21 protein-coding genes are annotated in these 19,676 nt (G+C 72.2%); 7 read left to right on the forward strand and 14 right to left on the reverse strand.

Annotated elements, in window-relative coordinates; translation table 11 throughout:
* Positions 1–3: 3 nt before the first annotated feature.
* The 3 genes from ACIRPP_RS07510 to ACIRPP_RS07520 are packed head-to-tail and all read left to right on the forward strand — an operon-like array spanning position 4 to position 5,523.
* Complete coding sequence (locus ACIRPP_RS07510) at positions 4–2,583, forward strand: hypothetical protein (protein ID WP_403638790.1); 2,580 nt, start codon at positions 4–6, stop codon at positions 2,581–2,583.
* 5 nt (positions 2,584–2,588) lie between these two features.
* Positions 2,589–4,184, forward strand: coding sequence for a hypothetical protein (locus tag ACIRPP_RS07515; protein ID WP_403638792.1), 1,596 nt, complete (start codon positions 2,589–2,591; stop codon positions 4,182–4,184).
* Positions 4,174–5,523, forward strand: a complete 1,350-nt coding sequence (locus ACIRPP_RS07520) for a DUF4407 domain-containing protein (protein ID WP_403638794.1) — start codon at positions 4,174–4,176, stop codon at positions 5,521–5,523. Before ACIRPP_RS07515 ends, ACIRPP_RS07520 begins: the two co-directional genes overlap by 11 nt.
* A 65-nt stretch (positions 5,524–5,588) precedes the next feature.
* Here ACIRPP_RS07520 and ACIRPP_RS07525 read toward each other — a convergent pair whose 3' ends face one another.
* The 4 genes from ACIRPP_RS07525 to ACIRPP_RS07540 form a co-directional block, all read right to left on the reverse strand.
* The gene (locus ACIRPP_RS07525; RefSeq protein WP_403638796.1) at positions 5,589–5,843 is read right to left on the reverse strand and encodes a hypothetical protein; all 255 of its coding nucleotides are present in this window, start codon (positions 5,841–5,843) and stop codon (positions 5,589–5,591) included.
* A gap of 6 nt (positions 5,844–5,849) precedes the next feature.
* The gene (locus ACIRPP_RS07530; protein WP_403639171.1) at positions 5,850–6,248 is read right to left on the reverse strand and encodes a hypothetical protein; all 399 of its coding nucleotides are present in this window, start codon (positions 6,246–6,248) and stop codon (positions 5,850–5,852) included.
* Between the two features lie 243 nt (positions 6,249–6,491).
* Complete coding sequence (locus tag ACIRPP_RS07535) at positions 6,492–7,184, reverse strand: nucleotidyl transferase AbiEii/AbiGii toxin family protein (RefSeq protein ID WP_403638798.1); 693 nt, start codon at positions 7,182–7,184, stop codon at positions 6,492–6,494.
* 72 nt (positions 7,185–7,256) lie between these two features.
* Complete coding sequence (locus tag ACIRPP_RS07540; RefSeq protein WP_403638800.1) at positions 7,257–8,081, reverse strand: SAM-dependent methyltransferase; 825 nt, start codon at positions 8,079–8,081, stop codon at positions 7,257–7,259.
* A gap of 233 nt (positions 8,082–8,314) precedes the next feature.
* Here ACIRPP_RS07540 and ACIRPP_RS07545 point away from each other — a divergent pair, with 233 nt between their 5' ends.
* A complete protein-coding gene (locus ACIRPP_RS07545; RefSeq protein ID WP_403638801.1) occupies positions 8,315–8,662 on the forward strand; it encodes a response regulator transcription factor in 348 nt (115 codons plus the stop codon).
* Positions 8,663–9,851: 1,189 nt separating this feature from the next.
* Here ACIRPP_RS07545 and ACIRPP_RS07550 read toward each other — a convergent pair.
* The 6 genes from ACIRPP_RS07550 to ACIRPP_RS07575 all read right to left on the reverse strand — a co-directional run bounded on the left by ACIRPP_RS07550 (position 9,852) and on the right by ACIRPP_RS07575 (position 13,398).
* Complete coding sequence (locus ACIRPP_RS07550; protein WP_164337203.1) at positions 9,852–10,073, reverse strand: CarD family transcriptional regulator; 222 nt, start codon at positions 10,071–10,073, stop codon at positions 9,852–9,854.
* Positions 10,074–10,216: 143 nt separating this feature from the next.
* Positions 10,217–11,362, reverse strand: a complete 1,146-nt coding sequence (locus ACIRPP_RS07555; RefSeq protein ID WP_403639173.1) for an RNA polymerase sigma factor — start codon at positions 11,360–11,362, stop codon at positions 10,217–10,219.
* An 8-nt stretch (positions 11,363–11,370) separates the two neighbouring features.
* Positions 11,371–11,778, reverse strand: coding sequence for a YciI family protein (locus ACIRPP_RS07560; protein ID WP_403638803.1), 408 nt, complete (start codon positions 11,776–11,778; stop codon positions 11,371–11,373).
* Positions 11,779–11,933: 155 nt separating this feature from the next.
* Complete coding sequence (locus ACIRPP_RS07565; RefSeq protein ID WP_403638805.1) at positions 11,934–12,128, reverse strand: hypothetical protein; 195 nt, start codon at positions 12,126–12,128, stop codon at positions 11,934–11,936.
* Positions 12,129–12,576: 448 nt separating this feature from the next.
* Complete coding sequence (locus ACIRPP_RS07570) at positions 12,577–13,005, reverse strand: RNHCP domain-containing protein (protein WP_403638806.1); 429 nt, start codon at positions 13,003–13,005, stop codon at positions 12,577–12,579.
* Positions 13,006–13,032: 27 nt separating this feature from the next.
* The gene (locus ACIRPP_RS07575) at positions 13,033–13,398 is read right to left on the reverse strand and encodes an RNHCP domain-containing protein (RefSeq protein WP_403638808.1); all 366 of its coding nucleotides are present in this window, start codon (positions 13,396–13,398) and stop codon (positions 13,033–13,035) included.
* A 545-nt stretch (positions 13,399–13,943) separates the two neighbouring features.
* Here ACIRPP_RS07575 and ACIRPP_RS07580 point away from each other — a divergent pair.
* The 3 genes from ACIRPP_RS07580 (at position 13,944) to ACIRPP_RS07590 (ending at position 15,566) form a co-directional block, all read left to right on the forward strand.
* Positions 13,944–14,162: a DUF4287 domain-containing protein gene (locus ACIRPP_RS07580; protein ID WP_164337931.1), complete on the forward strand. Its 219-nt coding sequence runs from the start codon at positions 13,944–13,946 to the stop codon at positions 14,160–14,162.
* A gap of 127 nt (positions 14,163–14,289) precedes the next feature.
* A complete protein-coding gene (locus ACIRPP_RS07585; protein WP_403638810.1) occupies positions 14,290–15,150 on the forward strand; it encodes a GyrI-like domain-containing protein in 861 nt (286 codons plus the stop codon).
* A 41-nt stretch (positions 15,151–15,191) separates the two neighbouring features.
* Positions 15,192–15,566 (forward strand): hypothetical protein, encoded by a 375-nt coding sequence (locus ACIRPP_RS07590; RefSeq protein WP_403638812.1) that lies wholly within the window; start codon positions 15,192–15,194, stop codon positions 15,564–15,566.
* A gap of 121 nt (positions 15,567–15,687) precedes the next feature.
* Here ACIRPP_RS07590 and ACIRPP_RS07595 read toward each other — a convergent pair whose 3' ends face one another.
* The 4 genes from ACIRPP_RS07595 to ACIRPP_RS07610 all read right to left on the reverse strand — a co-directional run bounded on the left by ACIRPP_RS07595 (position 15,688) and on the right by ACIRPP_RS07610 (position 19,384).
* Positions 15,688–16,782 (reverse strand): hypothetical protein, encoded by a 1,095-nt coding sequence (locus ACIRPP_RS07595; RefSeq protein ID WP_403638814.1) that lies wholly within the window; start codon positions 16,780–16,782, stop codon positions 15,688–15,690.
* 260 nt (positions 16,783–17,042) lie between these two features.
* Positions 17,043–17,339 carry a CBS domain-containing protein gene (locus tag ACIRPP_RS07600; protein ID WP_403638816.1) on the reverse strand — a complete coding sequence of 99 codons (297 nt, stop codon included), beginning with the start codon at positions 17,337–17,339 and terminating at the stop codon, positions 17,043–17,045.
* 91 nt (positions 17,340–17,430) lie between these two features.
* Positions 17,431–18,942, reverse strand: coding sequence for a DEAD/DEAH box helicase (locus ACIRPP_RS07605; RefSeq protein WP_403638817.1), 1,512 nt, complete (start codon positions 18,940–18,942; stop codon positions 17,431–17,433).
* A gap of 238 nt (positions 18,943–19,180) precedes the next feature.
* A complete protein-coding gene (locus ACIRPP_RS07610; RefSeq protein ID WP_019329653.1) occupies positions 19,181–19,384 on the reverse strand; it encodes a cold-shock protein in 204 nt (67 codons plus the stop codon).
* Positions 19,385–19,676: the final 292 nt, after the last annotated feature.

Genomic DNA, 19,676 nt, shown 5'->3' on the forward strand with positions numbered 1-19,676 from the left:
ACCATGGACGAGGAACGCAGCGAGTCGCGCGCCGGAGGAGCCGCCGGGGGCGCGAGGGACACGGGGCGCACGGACGACGCCGAGAACACCGCGACGACCGGCGGCACGGAAACCACCACCGGACGGACCGGTAAGCCGGACACCGCAGAGCAGGCCGAGCAGGCCGGCCCCACCGAGCAGGCCGGCCCGGCACGACAGCCCGAGCACGCCAAGCAGGCCGAGCACGCCAAGCAGGCCGAGCACGTCAAGAAGCACGAACACGTCAAGAAGCACGCACACGCCAGGAAGCCCGAGCACCCGAAGAAGCCCGGGCAGCCCTGGAAGCCCGGGACCCCCCGCCCCTCGGGTGGCCCCCATGACTCCGGACCCGCCGACGATGCCGCGGACACCCGGACCGGGCGGGACGGGGCCGGCCGGGACGGGACCGGCGGGGGGATCGGCCCCGAGGGCAAGCCGTCAGGGGAGCGGGCCCCCGGGACGCAGCCGGAGCAGCCGGAGCAGCCGGAGAAGCCCTCCGGGTCCGGGCCGGGGTCCGGCCGCGCGGCGTCGTCCTCCGCCGTGCCCCACAACAGCGTCAACCAGTACTTCTTCGGCGCCCTGGACGCCCCCGGCGCCCACTTCGGCATCGCCGGCGGCCCCGGCGCCACCGCCAACGCCCGCCGCCGCGCGGTGGGCCGCCTGGACGCGGGTGAGGCGGACGCGCTGCTCGGGCCGTACGTCCGCCCCGACTGCTTCGAGGAAGCCGTACGGGCCCTGGAGCGGGACGGTGTGGTCGTGGTGGTGGGCCCGCCCGGGATCGGCAAGCGGTCCGCGGCGGTCGCCCTCGTCGCGGCCGTCGCCGAGGGCACCGAGTACGTGGTGCTCTCGCCCGGCCGGAGCCTGGAGGACCTCGCCGACGGGCGGGTCACCTTCGAGAAGGGCGTGGGCTACCTCCTCATCGACCGCATGCGCGAGGCCGCGACGGGAACCGCGGACTTCGACTGGCGGCGGGTGCGGGACGCCGTGCGGGAGGCCGGGGCCCACCTGGTCATCACCACGGTGCACCCCGTGGAGGGCGAGGCCCCCGGCTCCGTCCGCCATGTGCCGTGGCAGCCGCCCGACCTCACGGCCGTGCTGCGGATCCGGCTGGTGCGGGCGGAGTGCACCGACGGGACCGTCGAGCAGGCGGTCGAGAAGATGCCGCCGGGGTGCGCCGTCGCCGAGGTGGCCGAGGCCGCCGGCCGGATCGCCCAGGGAGCCGCCCCCGCCGAGGTGTGGCGGGAGTACGGCAGCGGCGCGGCGGAGCCCGTGCGGAACTGGTTCGCGGGCGGACGCGACCCGCAGGAGTGGACGGAGGTGACCACCCTCGCGTTCGTCACCGGAGCCGGCTACCGCGACTTCGAGACGTGTCAGGAGCGCCTCGAACAGTGGGTGGCGTCCACGTTTCCCGTCCTGGCGAACGACGAGGAGAAGGCGCAGGCGCACCGCCGCAGCGCCGACCGCCGGCTGATGCTCGCCCAGAACAGCCTGGTCGCGGTGGAGGAGCACAAGGAGGGCGCCCGCACCCGCAGCGCGCTGGTGTTCGCCGCCCCCCACTACCGGCAGTGGGTGCTGGAGGAGCTGTGGGCGAAACGCTCGACCGCGTACTGGGACGGGGTGCGCGACTGGCTCACCGAACTCGTCGCCGGCCGGCCGGGCCTCGGTGTGCAGCTCTCCGTCGCCTCGGCGCTGGCCCTGCTCACCCGGCCCGCCTTCGACGAGGTCGCCGACAACTACCTGTACCCGTGGGCGAGCGGTGTCGCCGGACCCGGCGGACAGTCCACGGCCACCCTGGTGCTGCAGTGCATGTGCCTCGACGAGGGCCTCGCCGCCACCGCCCTCGGCGTGGGCCGGGAGTGGGCCCGCGCGGCCGATCCCGCCCTGCGGTCCACCGCCGCGGCCGCGTTCAGCGGAGCGCTCGGCGTGCGCTTCCCGACGGACGCGGTGAACGTCCTGCTGAGGCTCACCCACCGGTCCGACGACGCGATGCTCGCCCTCGCCGGGCTGGTCGCCGTGCTGCTGGAGTGCGGCGAGGACACCGGCGCGGTGCTGCGGCCCCTGGCCTACCGGCTCAAGGACCACCGCCCGGCCGGACGCCCCGACGCCCGCGGGGGCACCGGGCCGGACGGCCTCGGCGGACCGCGGGCGGCCCGCCGCGGCGCGGGCCCCGGCGTCCGGCACCGGGAGACCACCCTGGAGACCGTCCGGATCCTCCTCGGTGCCCGCACCGTGAGCACCTCCCGGCTGGTGTGCGCCGCCCTGCTGGAGCAGGACCCCGCACAGAGCGACCGGCTCGGCGAGCTGTGGGCGGGCCTGCTGGGCAACCGCCCCCGCCGGGGAGAGGCCCTGCGCACCCTGCACGCCACCCTGCACGACCTGACCGCGGTCAGCACCGACGCCGACGCGGTGGCCGCACGGTTCGGCCGCGCCGTGGGGCGCGCGCTGAGCCCCCTGGAACGGCCGCAGCTGAGCAGCGCCCTGCGGCTGTCCGCGCGGCGCCCCGACCGGGCCACGACCGCCCTCACCGACACGTTCCTTACCGCCGTACTGAGCACGGAGGACTGACAGGTATGGCCGAGAACTATCCCCTCGTCGAGCAACGCGAGTACGGGCGGCCGGACAAGCGCGTCGGCTGGCCCACCAGGCGCCCCGTGCGGGACGACAAGGACATCCCCCGGATCGCACCCCACCAGGTGCGCGTCTTCCGGGTGGGCGACGACTACATCGAGGACCCCGGCATGCTGCGCGCCGACGACCCGGTCGTCACCCGGGCCGGCTCGGTCACGGTCGTCGACCGGCGCATCGAGGTGCCGGTGGGCGTGGAGACCCGCATTCCGTCCTGCGAGGCGGGCGAGTTCACCCTGCGGATCACCTTCTACTGCACGGTGACGGACGCCTGCGCCGTCGTCCGGGACGGCGTCACCGACCTGGAGGCCCTGCTGCTCGGCCACCTCCGCGACGTGCCGGGGCTCACCGAGGACGGTCACGACCTGCCCATCGACCGGTCCGCCACCGTACGGGACCGCATCGACGCACGCCTGACCGCGTACCACGAGATGCGGCCCGCCCCGCTGTCCGGCCTGCGGGTCCGCTGCGGCCTCGTCGAGGTCCGCACCCCGGCCGAACACGCCGAGGACGTCGCCCGGCTGGAACTCGAGCGGCACCAGGCGGAGCGCGACCGGCTGAGGGAGGAGATGCAGCAGGAGGCGGACCTGCGGCGCTCCGTGCTGGAGGCCGAACTGGAGCTGCGGCGCGAGGAACTGCGCAGCACCGGCGCCCTGCACAAGGAACACTTCCGGCAGGACGAGGAACTGAAGAAGGAGCACGGCCGGCAGAAGTTCGAGAGCCTGCGCGCCCGGTTCACCCGCGAGTCCGAGAGCGACAGCCAGCGGCACGACCTCACCCTGCGCGCCGAACGCAACCGCTTCAACCGCGACGAACTCACCTCGGACTTCACCCTCATCGGCAACGACCCGCTGCTCGCCGACTTCAACGCCTGGCGGCAGGGCGACATCACCGCCGACGAGCTGTCGAACCGGCTCCGCGAGGCCGAGAACCGCCGCGACGAGCTCGAGGACAAGCGGGGGCGGACCCGGTTCGAGGACGAGCTCAAGAAGCGCTCCCTCGACCGGGAGGAGGCCCACTGGCGGATCGACCGCAAGGACCGGCGCAAGGAACTCGACCGCCAGGCCCGCCGCGACGAGGCCGCCGCCAAGCAGCGCGAGGACGACCGCCGCTTCGACCTGGAGCTCGAGGACCGCCGGCAGGAACGCCAGGAGGAACGCGAGGACGCGCAGCTGCTGCGAGAGGAGCGCCGGGAACAGCGCCGGGAGAACCTGGCCGCCTGGACCGCCCTGAGCAAGCAGGCCTTCGACCGCGGCCTGTTCGACGGCCAGTTGACGGACCCCAGCGCGCACATCAACCGCATCCAGGACATCACCTACGACCAGATCCGCCCCACGACGCCCGACCCCGACGCGGCCGGCCGCCCCATCCCCGGCGCGGCCCCCCGCAGCATCCCCCACCAGCTCCACGAGACCGACGGCCGCGCGGGCCGGGACGGCACGGACGCCGACCCCGCCCGCTCCCTCGACCCCGACGCGCATCCGGACCAGGACGACTGGGACCTCGGAGGCACCGACGCGGAGGCGAACCTTGGCCACTGACACACCCCTGCGCCCGGACACCGGCAGCGTCCCCTCCCACGACGACCGCGGGTCCGCCCGCCCGGCCCCCCGCGCGACCGGCCCCGGCACGCGGCTGCGCCGCCTCATCGGCATCGACGAGTCGCTGCTGGCCTGGGTCCCGGAGGAACGCACCCGCTACACCTGGTACGGCGCCCTCGTCCTCAACACCGCCCTGGTCGGCGCCGTGTCCATGGCCCTCGCGCTGGGCAGCTTCCGCTCCGACCTGCCGGTGGTGGCGGTGCTGACGGCCGCGGCCGTCTGGTTCTGGGTCATCCTGGCGATGGACAGCTGGCTGGTGTCCAGCACCCACGGCACCAAGGTCAAGAAGTGGTCGCTGGCGCTGCGCCTGGTCCTGTCCGTCCTGCTCGGCCTGTTCATCGCCGAGCCGATCCTCTTCCAGATCTTCGACAAGGAGATCCGCCAGCAGATCGCCGTCGGCAGGGAGCAGGAGGTCGCCGACTACCGGGGCATGCTCGTCGCCTGCAACCCGACCGACGGCGCGTCCACCGTCAACCGCCCGGAGTGCGGCCGCTACCAGCTCAAGGTGGCCGGCTCGCCGGCCGAGCTGACCAACCAGATCGAGGCCAACAAGGCCGCCATGGAGACCCTGCAGAGCCAGGTCACCGAGATCAACGAGAAGCTCGACGCCAAGATGGCCACCGAGCGGCGTCAGTGCGGACCCGACCGGTGGATCCGCCGGGGCGGCGGCTGGGACGTGACGATCACCTGCGAACGGGCCCGCAACGACTCGTCGTCGTACCGCAGGACCAGCAAGATCGACACCTACGAGAAGCAGCTCGCCGGGATGCGGGAGAAGGGCCAGACCCTGGAGAGCAGGAAGAACCGGGCCGCGGACGCCTACCAGCCCCTGCTGCAGAAGGCCATCGACACCAAGACCGCCGCCCGGGCGGCCGACCTCGACTCCGACGGCATCCTCACCCGCGCCCACGCCCTGCGCAAGGTCGCCGAGTCGGACGGCTTCGCCCTCTTCATCACCGTCGTCCTGCACCTGCTCCTGGTCTCCCTGGACGCCCTCCCCGTCCTCGCCAAGTTCATGAGCGGCGCGACCGAGTACGACCGCGTCCTCGGCGTCCGCTTCGACGTCACCCGCCGCCTGCACACCGAGGAACTCCAGGTCGCGCAGGCCTGCGCCCGCATGGAACACGAGGTGCGCCGCCACCACGTCGAACACGACACCACCGACCGCATGCGCCGCACCGAACACACCTACCAACGCGCCCAGGCGGAACGCGCCGCCCAGGAACGAGAGGAACTGGAATCCCGCATGGCCACCATCCTGCGATCCCGCTCCATCTGACCCACCGGGGGCCGGCCCGGGGGCGGCCCCCGCCCGACGGGCCGGGGCGAACCCGGCGGGGGGCTTCACCCCGTCCCGTCGCCCCGCCCGTCCCCCTCCCGCACGCCCCTGCCCCACCACGCCCGCCACGCCCACCGCGCCAGCGCCCCCACGGCCAGCGACACGACGATGGCACCCCAGTCGATGACGTGCGGCAACCCGGGAAAGAACGCGAAGAACGCCAGCCCGGCCACCAGCCCGACGGCGAACGCGACACCCCCGCCCCGCTGCCGACGCACCTCGCGGACGGACCCGGTCCCCCGCTCCTGCTGCTCACTCATGGCGGCTCACTTCGTGATGTGGTGGCACTGACTCACACGCCGCACCCCGTTCACCACGAGATGCGCACATGCCTTGCCGTAACGAGGCAGGGTCTGCGGGGCGTTGTTGCGCATGGGATCGATCTTGCATTCGGTGTGCGTCCTGCCGCGGGAGGTGCGGTACGTCCTGTTGCCCGTGTCGGCGTACGTGAAGTCGATGCGCCAGTTGCAGAAGCCGCTGCTGAGCGCGCCGACGAAGGCGCAGTCGACGCCGGCGTTCTGATAGGTGATCTTCCGCCCCTTGCCCCGGATGATGTGGGTGAACATGCAGCCGGTCGGCACGTTCATGGTCACCCCGCCGACGGTGTACTCGAAGGTGCGGACCGGAGTCGAGCCGATGGCGGTGGCGTGCGCCGCCGACGGCATGGTCACGACCAGTGCGGCCGCCGCGACGAGCGCGCTGGTCAGACGCGCGGCATGCGTCAAGGCCAAGGAAATCCCCTCCAGGTGTCTGAGTCACGAACACCCGGGAGAACCGTGAGAATCACCTTCCGGTTCTTGTCCGGTCCGCTGCTTCATCACCACCAGTGACGGAGGCGATCAGCGTGCTGACCTGCAAAAACGTTCCCACCGTGCGCTATGGCGGACCGGTGTGCTCATCCTGAGAAGTCACTCCGTCTCCTCCGGTGGATCCTCGCCATCCAGCAGGCGTTCTGCGATGTCGTCCGCCCATTCCTGGGCCCAGCGGCGGATCGCGGTGGCCGTCGGCGGGTCGATGCCGTGGGCGTGGAACTCGGCGTCGTCGAGCCAGTCCGTGCCGGTGAGGCGGGACTGGAGGTCGGTGAGGTCGAACGTGTCGGGGGCGTGACGGCGTCCGAGTTCCTCCAGCTCGGGACGGCTCCAGCGCCGGGCGGCGGCGTGCACGTCGATGAGGTCGCGCGGCAGGCCCCGGTCCGCCAGCGACCGGACCGTCGTCCCGACGAGGTCCTCCAGGGACAGCGTGGGTCCGGCCGCCGTCTGCACGGGCGGCCGCCACAGGACCTCCTTGCGCAGGTCGGCCCGGCACTCGGTACCGGAGGCGGGATCCCGGGCCAGCAGCCGGGCGCCGAGGGGATCGGCCTCCGTCACCGTGACCGTCCAGCCGCGCCGCTCCAGTCCCTCCCGCACGGCGCCGGCGATCTCCGGCATCCCGGCCGGGTGCTCGGTGGCCGCGTCGACGCCCCCGGTGAGCCGGTCCACCAGGCCGTGCGCCCTGACCGCGTCCCCGCCGGCCAGGACGAGCGCGTACGGCGCCCCGACCGCCAGGACGTCGGCCCGCAGCCGCTCGTGCACGGGGTTCGTCCTGACTACCGGAGAGGCCATGGCCCGATTATCGTCCGCCCCCGCCGGCCGGATCGGACGACGGGGGCGGTCGGGTGAGAGCGGTGTCCCGGGCTACGCCTTGCGCGCGACTCCGCAGAAGGCGTCGACCGCCTTGTCCTCCTCCTCGTCGGCGTCGGCGTCGGGCCGCCACTCCGGCACCCGCACGACGCCCGGCTCCACCAGGTCCAGCCCGTCGAACAGCCCGGTGATCTCCTCCACGCTGCGCACGTGGTACGGCACCGCACCGCTCGCGTTGTAGGCGTTGGAGGCCGCGATCATGCCCTCGCTCGTCGCGGTGCTGTCGGAGATCACCAGGTGACTGCCGGAGGGGAGCCCCGCCATGAGGCGGCGGACGAGATCGCGGGCCTGCTCGTAGTCGGAGACGTGGCCCAGCGTGTTGAGGATCATCAGGCCGACGGGCTGCGACAGGTCCAGCGTCTGCGCGGCGGCCCGCAGGACGGACTCCGGGTCGTAGAGGTCGGCGTCCAGGTACGCGGTCTGCCCCTCGGGCGTGCTGGTCAGCAGCGCGTTGGCGTGGGCGAGGACGATGGGGTCGTTGTCGACGTAGACGATCCGTGCGTCGGGTGCGGCGCGCTGGGCCACCTCGTGGGTGTTGTTGGCGGTCGGCAGGCCCGTGCCGATGTCCAGGAACTGCCGCACCCCCTGCTCGGCGACCAGGTAGCGGACGGCGCGCCCGAGGAAGAGACGGCTGGAGTGCGCGACGTCGACCAGCCCGGGGAAGATCTCCTTGATCTGTTCGCCGATCTCCCGGTCGACCTTGTAGTGGTCCTTGCCGCCGACGAAGTAGTTCCAGAAGCGGGCCGAGTGCGGCCTGCTCGTATCGATCCGGGCACGTGTCTCGAAACCGGCACTGTCCTGGGCGATGTCCTCCGACACGGCTGAGCCTCCTACGCGTTGAGCGGTGACCAGTGCGACCAACCTACGTCAAAGCCGCTTCCTCGGACCCCAGTTGACGCCTGCTCCGCCGGGTTCCGGGGGCGTCGCTGTGCCGTGTGTCGGGACGGGCGGGTGTCGCGCTCACGTCAGTGCGGCTGGGTAAGTTGGAGCCCGATCACTGCCCTTCCAGGCCACGGGGGTCTGCCGGAGGAGCAGGGTCAGGAAGGACCGCCATGACCAAACGGTCCGGTAAGGAAAGTACGGCCTGCCCGCATCGGAGCCCGGGCCACGACCCGGGGTTCGGCGTGCGACGGCTGGAGGCCCTGACCGAGCGGGAGAAGGAAGTCCTCCTGCTGCTCGGTACGGGCGTGGGGAACCGAGAGCTGGCAAGGGAGTTGGGAATCGCCGAACGGACGGTGAAGGCACACATCGCGAACATCGTGGAGAAGACCGGCCTGGAGACGCGCACGCAGGCCGCCATCGTGTCGGCGCTGGCCCATGACGCGCTGTGTTCCGATCACGCCTGCAGCCGCAGCGTGATGACGGACAGTCAGGGGCAGCTCCGGCCCACTGCCGCGTAGGGAGGACGCAGGACGCCGCCGCCTTGCGTCCACACCGCACCGCACCGACCCGTGCCGCACCACGCGGTGCACCCGCGGACGCAAGGCGGCCCCGAGCCCGGCTCCGGGCGTCCTGGTGCGTGCCGTGCCGGGCCGTGCGGAGGCGCCGGGGTTGTCCCGGGGGGTGCGAGTAACTGAGCACTGAGGGCTCCGGGCGCGTTCGAGGGGGAGGCAGGCTCGCCCACCCGGGCCTGCACGACCTCCAGGGGCGGCAGCTGCTCCGGCTGCCGAGGGGCTGGTCCCGCTCACGGCGTACCCGTTCACCATCGTCGTGGATCCGCAGGGGCGGACCGCGGCATCGCGGATCGGCATGATCGGCGAGGAAGAGCTGAAGCGGCTCGGCGCTCCCTGCTGCCGTCCTGACGCGACGGGGCCACACCGTGCGTCGCACCGCACGGGTCTGTGCCTACCTCGCGCTGTCGCTGCCGGCGGCAGGTGAGGGGCCCGGAGGGCGCTGGGGGCGCTGCGGGCCGCGCGAGTCGCGCACCGGCCGGTCGCGGGCTGCCCGGCGCGTCACGGGTCGTCCCGGGGCTTCGCCGTCACCCGTGTCGGTCGTCGTGTGTGCGCGCCGTGTGTCCTTCGTCCCGTGTGTCCGTCGGCGTGGCGGCCGACGGACACGACCGGCCGGGAGCCCGTCGGCGTGCCGACGGGGAGGGGCGGGCGGGACCGGTCGCCGGGGTGATCCCGTCGGCGACGCTGCTGGGCCGGTGGGCCGGTGGGCCGGTGGGCCGCTGGGCCGTTGGGTCGCTCGGTCCTGTGGGACCGATGAGGCCGCTGTGGCCGTCGTGGCCGGCTTCAGGAGCCGTTCCGGCCGCCGCGGCCGCGGCCCGTCCGGCCCCGCGGCCGTCCGCCGGAGCGCGGAGCCGCCGGCGGAGGGGTCGAGAACTCCTCCTCGTCCGGGAAGTCCGCCGGGAAGTCCGTCAGGTCCGGTGCCTGGAAAGGGTCCGTCGCGGGCACCGGTGAGGTCCCGACGGCGTTGCGAGGCGTCCCCTCCGGATCGGAGAAGAGCAGGGTCGATTCGATGAAGGGTCTCCCATTCGGTACAGGCCCCCGAGGGGCCTGGGCGTGCCGTGACCGGGCACAGCGGTGTCGCCGCCCGGTGCTGTCCCGGTACGCGGCGTGACGGCTCGGCCGTCGTCGCTGCAGCTCGCTACAGCTTGGTCATCTTGTTGTACGGGCTGAGGATCCGCTCCTGTCGCGAGCCGAAATCCACGAGCGCCGCGATGCCGTCCTCGATGCCGAGTACCCGGCCGAGACCGTACATGTCGTGAGTGACCTGATCGCCCACCGTGAAGTGCTTGGGTGGCGGCGCGACCGGGGCCTTGAAGGGGCTGGTGGGCAGATAACGCTTCGATGCACCTGGCTTAGTCATTGTCACCAGTATGCGCCCGGGTATGCCGCCGTGGTGAGGCCGATCCGGTTGCTTGTTGGTCACAGGCGGCCCGGACGGGCCCGTCACGGACCTCCGCGGCCACGGAACGGGCCGCCGGGAGCGGGCCCCGGCCACGCCCGCCCTCAACGGCGCAGACGGGCGTTGAGCAGGGCCGCCCGGCGGGTCAGATGGTCGCGTTCGGCCAGGTCGGGCGCCGTGCGGGCGGCCTCCGCGTACAGCTGTGCGGCCGGCGCGAGAGCGCCGTCCCGTTCGTGGAGGTACGCCGCCACGGCGGTGTGCCGCGGCAGCGAGTCGTCCAGTTCCGCGAGCGCGGCCAGCCCGGCGCGCGGTCCGTCGGCCTCACCGACGGCGACCGCACGGTTGAGCCGGACGACGGGATTGTCGGTCAGGTGTACGAGCTCGTCGTACCACTCGACGATCTGCACCCAGTCGGTCTCCTCGGCGCGGGACGCGTCCGCGTGGAGGGCGGCGACGGCGGCCTGGGCCTGGAACTCGCCCAGCCGGTCACGGGCGAGGGCGGCCTGGAGGATCCCGACGCCCTCCGCGATCATGCGGGTGTCCCACCGGCCGCGGTCCTGCTCGGCGAGCGGCACCAGAGCGCCGTCGGGCGCGGTCCGGGCAGCGCGCCGGGCGTGGTGCAGCAGCATCAGGGCGAGCAGCCCCGCCACCTCCGGGTGGTCGACCTGGGCCGCGAGCTGCCGGGTGAGCCGGATGGCCTCGGCGGCGAGGTCGACGTCACCGGAGTAACCCTCGTTGAACACCAGGTACAGGACCCGCAGCACGGTGGCGACGTCGCCGGGCCGGTCGAACCGCACACCCGAGACCGTGCGCTTGGCCCGGCTGATCCGCTGTGCCATGGTCGCCTCGGGCACCAGGTAGGCCCGGGCGATCTGGCGCGTGGTGAGCCCGCCCACGGCCCGCAGGGTGAGCGCGACCGCGGACGACGGGGTCAGCGAGGGGTGCGCGCACAGGAAGTACAGCTGGAGCGTGTCGTCCGCGCCGGGCACCGGCCCCGGCGCCGGTTCCTCCTCGACGAGGTCCTCGCGCCGCCGGCGGGCGGTGTCCGCGCGGGCGGCGTCGAGGAACTTCCGCCAGGCCACCGTGACCAGCCAGCCCTTCGGCTCGCGCGGAGGGTCGGCCGGCCATGCGCGCACCGCCTCGACCAGTGCGTCCTGCACGGCGTCCTCGGCCGCCGCGAAGTCCGCTCCGCGGCGGACGAGGGCGGCGAGGACGCCCGGTGTGAGGCTCCGGAGCCGGGCCTCGTCCATGGCTCCGGTCACTCCGTGATGGTGGGCGGCGCGGTCATGAACGGGCGCAGTTCCAGCCACTCGTGGATCGGCTTCCCGCCCGCGCCCGGGGCGGCCGACAGTTCCCCGGCCAGTTCGAGGGCGCGTTCGTAGCTGTCGACGTCGATCACCATCCAGCCGGCGATGACGTCCTTGGTCTCGGCGAACGGCCCGTCGGTGACGGGCGGGCGCCCCTCACCGTCGTACCGGACCCAGGTGCCCTCGGGTGCCAGCGCCTGGGCGTCGACGAACTCGCCGGTCTTTTCCAGCCGGGTCGCGAAGTCGTGCATGTACTGCATGTGCGCCGAGATCTCCTCCGGCGTCCATTGCTCCATGGGCACGTCGTTGGCCGGGGCCGGGGCACCGCGGTAGTGCTTCAGCAGCAGGTACTTGGCCATGATCTGTCTCCTCGGTCCTCAGACGCCCATTGTGGGCCGCCTTCACCCCGAGGACGGAGCGGACCACGCGTTCTCGACATCGCCGCGGGACATTTTTCCGGCCGCTTTCCCGGCCCGCGCCTCACGGCGGCGGATCAGTCCTCCTCTCCGGCGGATCAGTCCTCACCGCCGGGGCGGGACGAACGCTGGGAGACCGGCGGTTCGGACGGTTTCCGCCACGACCGTCTGGCGTTGTGCCAGGCCTCGAACAGTTCGGGCAGCTGGCGGAGCAGGGAAACGGCGAGCATGACGCACAGCCCCAGAAAGCCGAAGACGGCCAATGCGAGCAGAGTGACGGAATTCCAGTCCACGAGGCGGGTGTCCCTTCCCGCGAGATCGGATCATCGGGACCCCCCTGTTCCGCCCGGCGCGCAGACGGAAACGACGGCTCCCTCGCCTTTGTTGGAGGTTAGGGTGGCGGCAAGTTGAATACAAGTCCTGGAGACAAGGCAGTTGGCGACGGTGTGTCACCGGCAGGCACACCAGCACCTGGTGAACCTCCCGTCACTGCACTTTCCTCTGGGGAAACGGTTCTTCGCGGATCTGCGCCGCGGGTTTTCCTCGGCCGACCGCCATCTGGACAATGACGGGCTTATACATTCAAGAAATGAAGGAATGTGCGCCAAGTAAGCGGTCTGTACTCGGAAGGCATTCCATCACTTGTAGTCAAGATCCCCGCCGACTGGGAGGGAGGGGACATGGGGCGAGGGAGCCGGGTGACCGGCCGACCGGCCGTTCCCGCCTCCCCCGCCATCACGGTCACAGCGTGAGCAGTGCCCGGTGCGCCACACCGGTGTCCGTCAACGGCCGCACGGCCAGCCGGACCAGGGCCAGCGCGTTGTCGTCCCCGGCGATCCGGTTGACGCTGAGCTCGCCGCAGGACCGGCACTGGTGGATGAGCATCCACTCACCGTCAGGCCGGGTCGACACCCCCAGCGCCTCCATGCGGCCGCGGCAGTCGGACGCCCGGTCGCCGGGCACCCTGCGGTCGACATGGAGGCTGACCAGGCAGCTCGGACAGTGGTTGCGGTGCGCGGTGCCCGGGGCGTCCATGGACACGTCCAGGCGGCAGCCGGCGCAGCGGAATCCGTCCGCCTGCCGTCCGTCCCGGCCGCGCGGGACGCGCTTCGGCCGCTGTGCGCGTCGCATACGGTCGTCCCCCGCACCGGAGCGGGTACGTCGTGGCATGTGGTCGTCCTCCCTCGTCCCGCGCCGTCACAGCGTGCCGAACGCTTCGAGCGGGAACGGCGGTTGGGCGAGCGGCCGTACCGCCATGCGCATCAGGACGAGCTGGTTGTCGTCCGCGCAGACGGCGTTGGAGGTCAGCTCGTCGCAGCGCACGCAGCGGTGCACCACCCGCCATTGGCCGGTGCGCAGCACGGCGATGGCGATCGGGGACATTCGCCCGTGGCACTGGCTCGGCCCGCCCTCGACGTGGTCGAGGACGTGGCGGGAGTGCAGGCACGACGGACAGTGGTTGCGCTGCTGCCCGTCGGACGCGGTGACGGACACGGTCAGACCGCACCACGCGCAGGCGAAGGTGGCGATCCTCAGAGTGTTGTGGGCGTTGTTCTGGGACACCCGGAATGCTCCTTGCTGAAAAGTCGGTCACGACAGCAAGAGCAGGCCGAGCGGCCTCGCCGAGGGGAACCGCGCGCGCACGACGGCTCGGCTCACGGGAGCCGTGCGGGAAGGCGGATGCGCGCGGAAGCGAGCACGAAGACGCGCCACCGCAAGGGCCGGCGGACAGCCGGACGACTATGCGGTGCGGCGAGGCGCACTCGGCACGGGCCGGGTCATAAAACACCCCTTCAGGGTCACCGCGCGAAGCGGAACGAAGCGAGAACCCGCAGGCTAACAAGGGCACCTCGGCCCACGTCAACGCATTTGTCGCGGGGTGGCCGACGCGGCCCCGGGCAGGTGTCGGGGCAGGGGTGGCGCCCGCCCCGGGTGTGACGAGGATCACCGACGCCTGGCGGCGACTTCTCCCCACCCCGGCAGTCAGAACAAGCACAAGCACGAGCACAAGCACGAGCACAACCACCACGAGCACGAGCACAACCACCACGAGCACCACGAGCACAGCACACAAGCACCCGCACGCCGAACCGGAAACGAGGCATCGCATGACCACCAACGCCGCGAAGGGCCCCGCCAGTTACTTCCCGTCCATCGAGAAGAAGTACGGGCGCCCGATCGCCGAGTGGAAGGACCTCATCCGCACGTCGCCGCTCACCCGGCACATGGAACTCGTCACCTGGCTGAAGACGGAACACGGCCTGGGCCACGGCCACGCCAACGCCCTGGTCGCCCACACCCTGGCCGAGGACAGCGCCGCCGGGTAGGGCGGGTGACGGCCCGAGCCGTGTCCCGGGCGGCCGGCCCCACCCGATCCGATCGGGCACAGCATGTCGGGTCGGGGGAGGGGCCCGCTTCCTAGCGTGGTGAGCGTCATCAAGGAAGGACACCGAAGTGCTGGACCGCCTCAACCAGATCCTGGAGCACATCGAGGACCGCCTCGACCAGCAGGTCGACGTCGCCGAACTGGCACGCCTCGCGGCCACCTCGGAGTACCACCTGCGCCGGATGTTCTCCGCACTCGCGGGCATGCCGCTGTCGGAGTACGTACGGCGCCGCAGGCTCACCGTCGCGGGGGCCGAGGTGCTCGCGGACCAGGAATCGCTGCTGGACATCGCGGTGCGCTACGGCTACGGCTCCGGCGAGGCGTTCGCCCGGGCGTTCCGCACGATGCACGGCATCGGACCGGGCGAGGCCCGGCGCACCGGCGCGGCGCTCGTCTCCCAGCCCCGGCTGGCCTTCCGCCTCACCGTCGAAGGGAGCAGCAGCATGCGCTACCGCGTAGTGGACCGGCCCGACTTCACCGTCGTCGGCCTCAAGGCCCGGGTACCTTTGGTGCATTCGGGGCCGAACCAGGCGATCATCGACTTCGTCCGTGGCATCGACCCGCAGCTGTCGGAGCGCCTGGAGAAGCTGTCCGACCAGGACCCGCGGGGCATCGTCGCCGTCTGCGACGACCTGGACCCGAGCCGCGCCGAGGGCACCGAACTCGACTACTACCACGGGGTGGTCACATCGGCGGAGGCCCCGGAGGGCACCACGGCGCTGCCCGTCCCGGCCGGCACCTGGGCCGTCTTCACCACCTCCGGCCCGGCCCCCGAGGCCATCCAGGAGCTGTGGCGGGACGTCTACACCCAGTGGTTCCCGTCCAACCCGTACCGGACCCGCTCCGGCCCCGAGATCCTGCGCACCCGCCTCTCCGCGGACGGCACGGAGGCCGAGGCCGAACTGTGGCTGCCGGTGGAACGGGAGTGACCGTGCCGGGCACCGGCGACCGGTCCCCCGGAGGAGGAACCGTGGCCGACCCCGGCCGGAACGACGACACCGGCCAAAGCGAGGACGTCGGCCAAGGCGAGGACGTCGGCCAAGGCGAGGACGTCGGCCAAGGCGAGGACGTCGGCCAAGGCGAGGACGTCGGCCAAGGCGAGGACGTCTGCCAAAGCGAGGACGTCGGCCAAAGCGAGGACGTCGGCCACCCGGCCGGCACCGAGGACCGTGGCGACGCCGACCTCCGCGAGGCGGTCGAGCAGGCCGAACGCGTGACGCGGTTCAGCCGGCGGGTGACGGCCTGGACGACAGGAGTGCTCGGCTGTGCCCTGCTCGCCCTCGTCGCTCTCTGCGGTGTCGCGGTCGTCGCCGGCCTCTACGTCGTGATGGCGATGCGCCCCTGAGGAACCGTCACGTACGGATGCGCAGGGCCGGGCGTGGACGGGGTCGGTCCTCAACCACTGTGCTCTCGCTGGTGGTTGAGGGCCCGCTCCCTCCTGAACGGGCCGCCTGGAAGCACCCCGCTCACGAGCGGGTGGCGGTCCCGCACTGTCTGTCGCCCGACTCCCGCATGCGCGTGTCCATCGACTTGCTCCGGTCGTACGGGTCGACCCGCGGACCGTCCGGCGGCGAGGCGGAGCGCCCGGCGTCGAACGGGGGCTCGTAGTACCCGGTGACGGTGTCGCAGCCGCCGTTGGTGGTGTCGGCCCGGTACGACACGAGGGAGAACGTGCCCGGCTCGATGACGACCTTCTCCGGGTCGTCCCAGCTCAGGACGACCTCGCGGCGCACGATGGTGCGCACGACCTCGTCGCTCCCGCCGGTGGCAGGACTGACCGGATACACGTAGGTGACGTCCGTGCTCACCTCGAGCGCACCGCGCTCACCTTCGCGGTAGGTGATCCGCCCCCGCGTCTTGACGACGTCCCCGACGAGCCGGACCTTCGACTTCTCGAACCGGCTGAACAGCATCAGCGGATCGTTCTCCCGGCTGGGCGTACGGAACGCGGTCGCCACGAACTCCTGGACGTCCTTCTGGTGGGGATTGAGCAGCGCGATCGCCTTCGCCGGCCGCTCCCCGCGCAGCACGCCGGGATCGAGACTGGACGCGGCGAGGAAGTCCCGGGTCGCGCTGAGCGCCCGGGTGACCTCGCTCTTGCTCATCCAGCCGGTGGCCCGGGCCTCGGGGAGGGTGATCCCGGCGGTCCCGGCCTGCCACCGCGCAGCCGGCGAGCCTCTGAACGGCTCGTCCGGAGTGGGTCGTTGAGGCGCCCGTTCCGTCGGCGGCGCCTCATCCGGCCGTTCCGACTCGGCGGCCAGCGGCGTGCTGTCGCCGCCCCCGCCCCCGAACCAGCCGACGACCCGCCCCGGATCCAGGGCCACGACCAGCAGGGCGACGGCAGCCAGCAGACCCACGACGTACCAGGTCTTGCCGCCCCGCCGCCGGGGCGGCCGGTGACTGCGCCACGGCTCCGGCGGGCCGGTCTCCTCCCGCAGCCGCCGTGCCACCATCCGGGCACGTGCCGAGGGTTCCTCGGGCGCGCCCGGCGTTCCTGCCTCGGCTTCCTTGAGGAACCGCTCCCACTCCTCGTCCGGTATGGACTCCCCGCCCTTGCCCACGCTGGGCCCCCGCCCTTGTCCCGTAGCCGATCCCGTCCCGGCCGGGGGCGTGCGAACAACTGCCCCACGGGCCACGGACCATGATCTCCACCCGTGGGCCCACGGCTCAAGGCCCCCAGGTGACAGTTCTGCTCCGGTCGGGCGGCCCCGGAGAGGGCGCGCCCGACCGGAGCAGCACGCAGGACAGGGCGGACGAGATGGCTCAGGGGGCCAGGCGGACGACGGGCGAGCCGAGACCCGTCCGCCGCCCGCGTCGCTCCTCAGATCCCGGCGAACGAACCCTCCGGGCAGTCCCGCAGCCGCAGCCGGTCGGTGTAGGCGGGGCCGTCGCGGAGCACGGCGAGCCGGGCCCGGGTGACCAGGCCCGTGCTCTGATCGTCCGCGTCGCACAGGACGAGGTGATCGACCCGGGCACCGGCCATGAGCGACAGCGCCACCTCCACCGTCATGTCGTCACGGACACGCGGCCCGGACGGACCCCAGCCCTCACCCACGGCCCCGGCGACGGCCACGGGCAAGCGAACAGCTTCATGGTGCTGCGCCTGAATCGGCGTCATCCTGAGCCTCCTGCGGAAGAGTCGGGCTGGTAGCGGCGGCGGGTCCCGGCGGACAAGGTCGACCAGGTGCCCGGGCCCTGCTGTGGAGCCGTCAGGCGGCGGAGTCGAAGCCCTTGCGCGACGACGACGACCCGCGGCGCGCGCCCTCGCCGACCGGCCGGCCCTGACCCGTGCGGCCCTGACCGGCACGCCCCCGGCGACCACGGCGACGCTGGGACGACGAGGCGCTCTTGGGGCGTTCCACGGGCGGCGCCGCGATGACGACCGGGACGCCCGAAGGCGCCTGGGCGCCGGTGATGCGGCTCAACTCCTCCTCGCCGGACCGCACCTGGGCGGTCCGGGGGGTGATGCCCGCCGCGTTCATCAGCCGGTTCATGTCCCGACGCTGGTCGGGGGTGACCAGGGTGACGACGCTGCCGGACTCGCCGGCGCGCGCCGTGCGACCGCCGCGGTGCAGGTAGTCCTTCGGGTCGGTGGGCGGGTCCACGTTGACGACCAGGTCGAGGTCGTCGACGTGGATGCCGCGTGCCGCGACGTTGGTCGCCACCAGCGCCGTGACCTGCCCGGTCTTGAACTGGGTCAGGGTCCGCGTGCGCTGGGGCTGCGACTTGCCGCCGTGCAGGCCGGCGGCGCGCACACCGCTGTTCAGCAGGTGCTTCACCAGCCGGTCCACGGCGTGCTTCGTGTCCAGGAACATGATCACGCGGCCGTCGCGGGCCGCGATCTCGGTCGTGGTCCGGCGCTTGTCCTCGTCGTGCACGTGGAGCACGTGGTGTTCCATCGTGGTGACGGCGCCCGCCGACGGGTCGACGGAGTGGACCACCGGGTCCGTGAGGTAGCGGCGGACGAGCAGGTCGACGTTGCGGTCCAGGGTGGCCGAGAACAGCATCCGCTGCCCGTCCGGGCGCACCTGGTCCAGCAGGGCGGTGACCTGGGGCATGAAGCCCATGTCGGCCATCTGGTCGGCCTCGTCGAGGACCGTGATGTCGACGTCGCCCAGCCGGCAGTCGCCCCGGTCGATGAGGTCCCGCAGCCGTCCCGGCGTGGCGACGACGACTTCGGCTCCGGCACGCAGCGCGCCGGCCTGCCGGCCGATGGACATCCCGCCGACGACGGTGGCCATCCGCAGGCCCACGGAGCGGGCGTACGGGGTGAGCGCGTCGGTGACCTGCTGGGCCAGCTCGCGGGTGGGCACGAGGACCAGGGCGAGCGGCTGGCGCGGTTCGGCACGCCGTCCCGCCGTCCGGGCGAGCAGCGCGAGGCCGAAGGCGAGGGTCTTGCCCGAACCGGTGCGGCCGCGGCCGAGTACGTCACGGCCGGCCAGGGAGTTCGGCAGGGTCGCCGCCTGGATCGGGAACGGCACGGTCACGCCTTCATGGCCGAGCGTGGCCGAGAGCTGAGCGGGCATGTCGAGGTCGGCGAACGATTCGACGGCGGGCAGTCCCGGCGTGATCGTCTTCGGCGGCGCGAACTCCCCCTGGAGGGAGCGTCCGGCCGACCGGTTGCCCTGGCCCTTCGAACGGCGCTGACCGCCGCCGGAGCGACCCGCTCCGGAGCCGCCACCGAATCGGGCGTGGGCGCGGGACGTACGAGTGCGTTGCATGCGAAACAAAACCTTCCTTGATGCGGCGCGCACCAAGGAATTCCCGCAGCAGACGAACAGCGCAGAGAATCTCGAGACGAGCCGAAATCGATGGGGGCGGACAGGCCGACCGGGAATGATCACCGATCGGTGGTGCGACGGATTCTGACGTCACACGCCCCGGTAAACATCAGCGAGCCGGGGCCCGCACCCCGAGGGTGCGGGCCCCAGCTGGCGAAAACGCGTGAGTGCCGGTGTGTCAGGCGACGACGATGTTCTCGGCCGTAGGGCCCTTCTGGCCCTGAGCGATGTCGAAGGACACCTTCTGGCCCTCCAGCAGCTCGCGGAATCCCTGGGCAGCGATGTTCGAGTAGTGGGCGAAGACGTCGGCGCCGCCGCCGTCCTGCTCGATGAAGCCGAAGCCCTTTTCCGCGTTGAACCACTTCACGGTGCCAGTAGCCATTTGATTTTCTCCTTCGGAGACGGTGTCAGAAATTCACCGTGTGTGAATTCCTGGTCGCCGTGATGATTACCCCGTCGGACATAAATCTTCCGGCCAACCACACCTGCAACTGCTATCGACAGTAGCACGGTGCGATCGCCCCTGCACCGTCGATAACCACACTCCGTCCGCCAGCGGGAAATACCCGCCACGCCCCGCACCTTATTTCTCCTGCCGCGGACACAGATATGACCCGCCGCCGACCCCGCCGATTTCCACCGATGTCCACCCCGCGGATCCGCCGCCGGCGCGC

Source organism: Streptomyces sp. NPDC101219 (assembly GCF_044767675.1).
GTDB lineage: Bacteria > Actinomycetota > Actinomycetes > Streptomycetales > Streptomycetaceae > Streptomyces.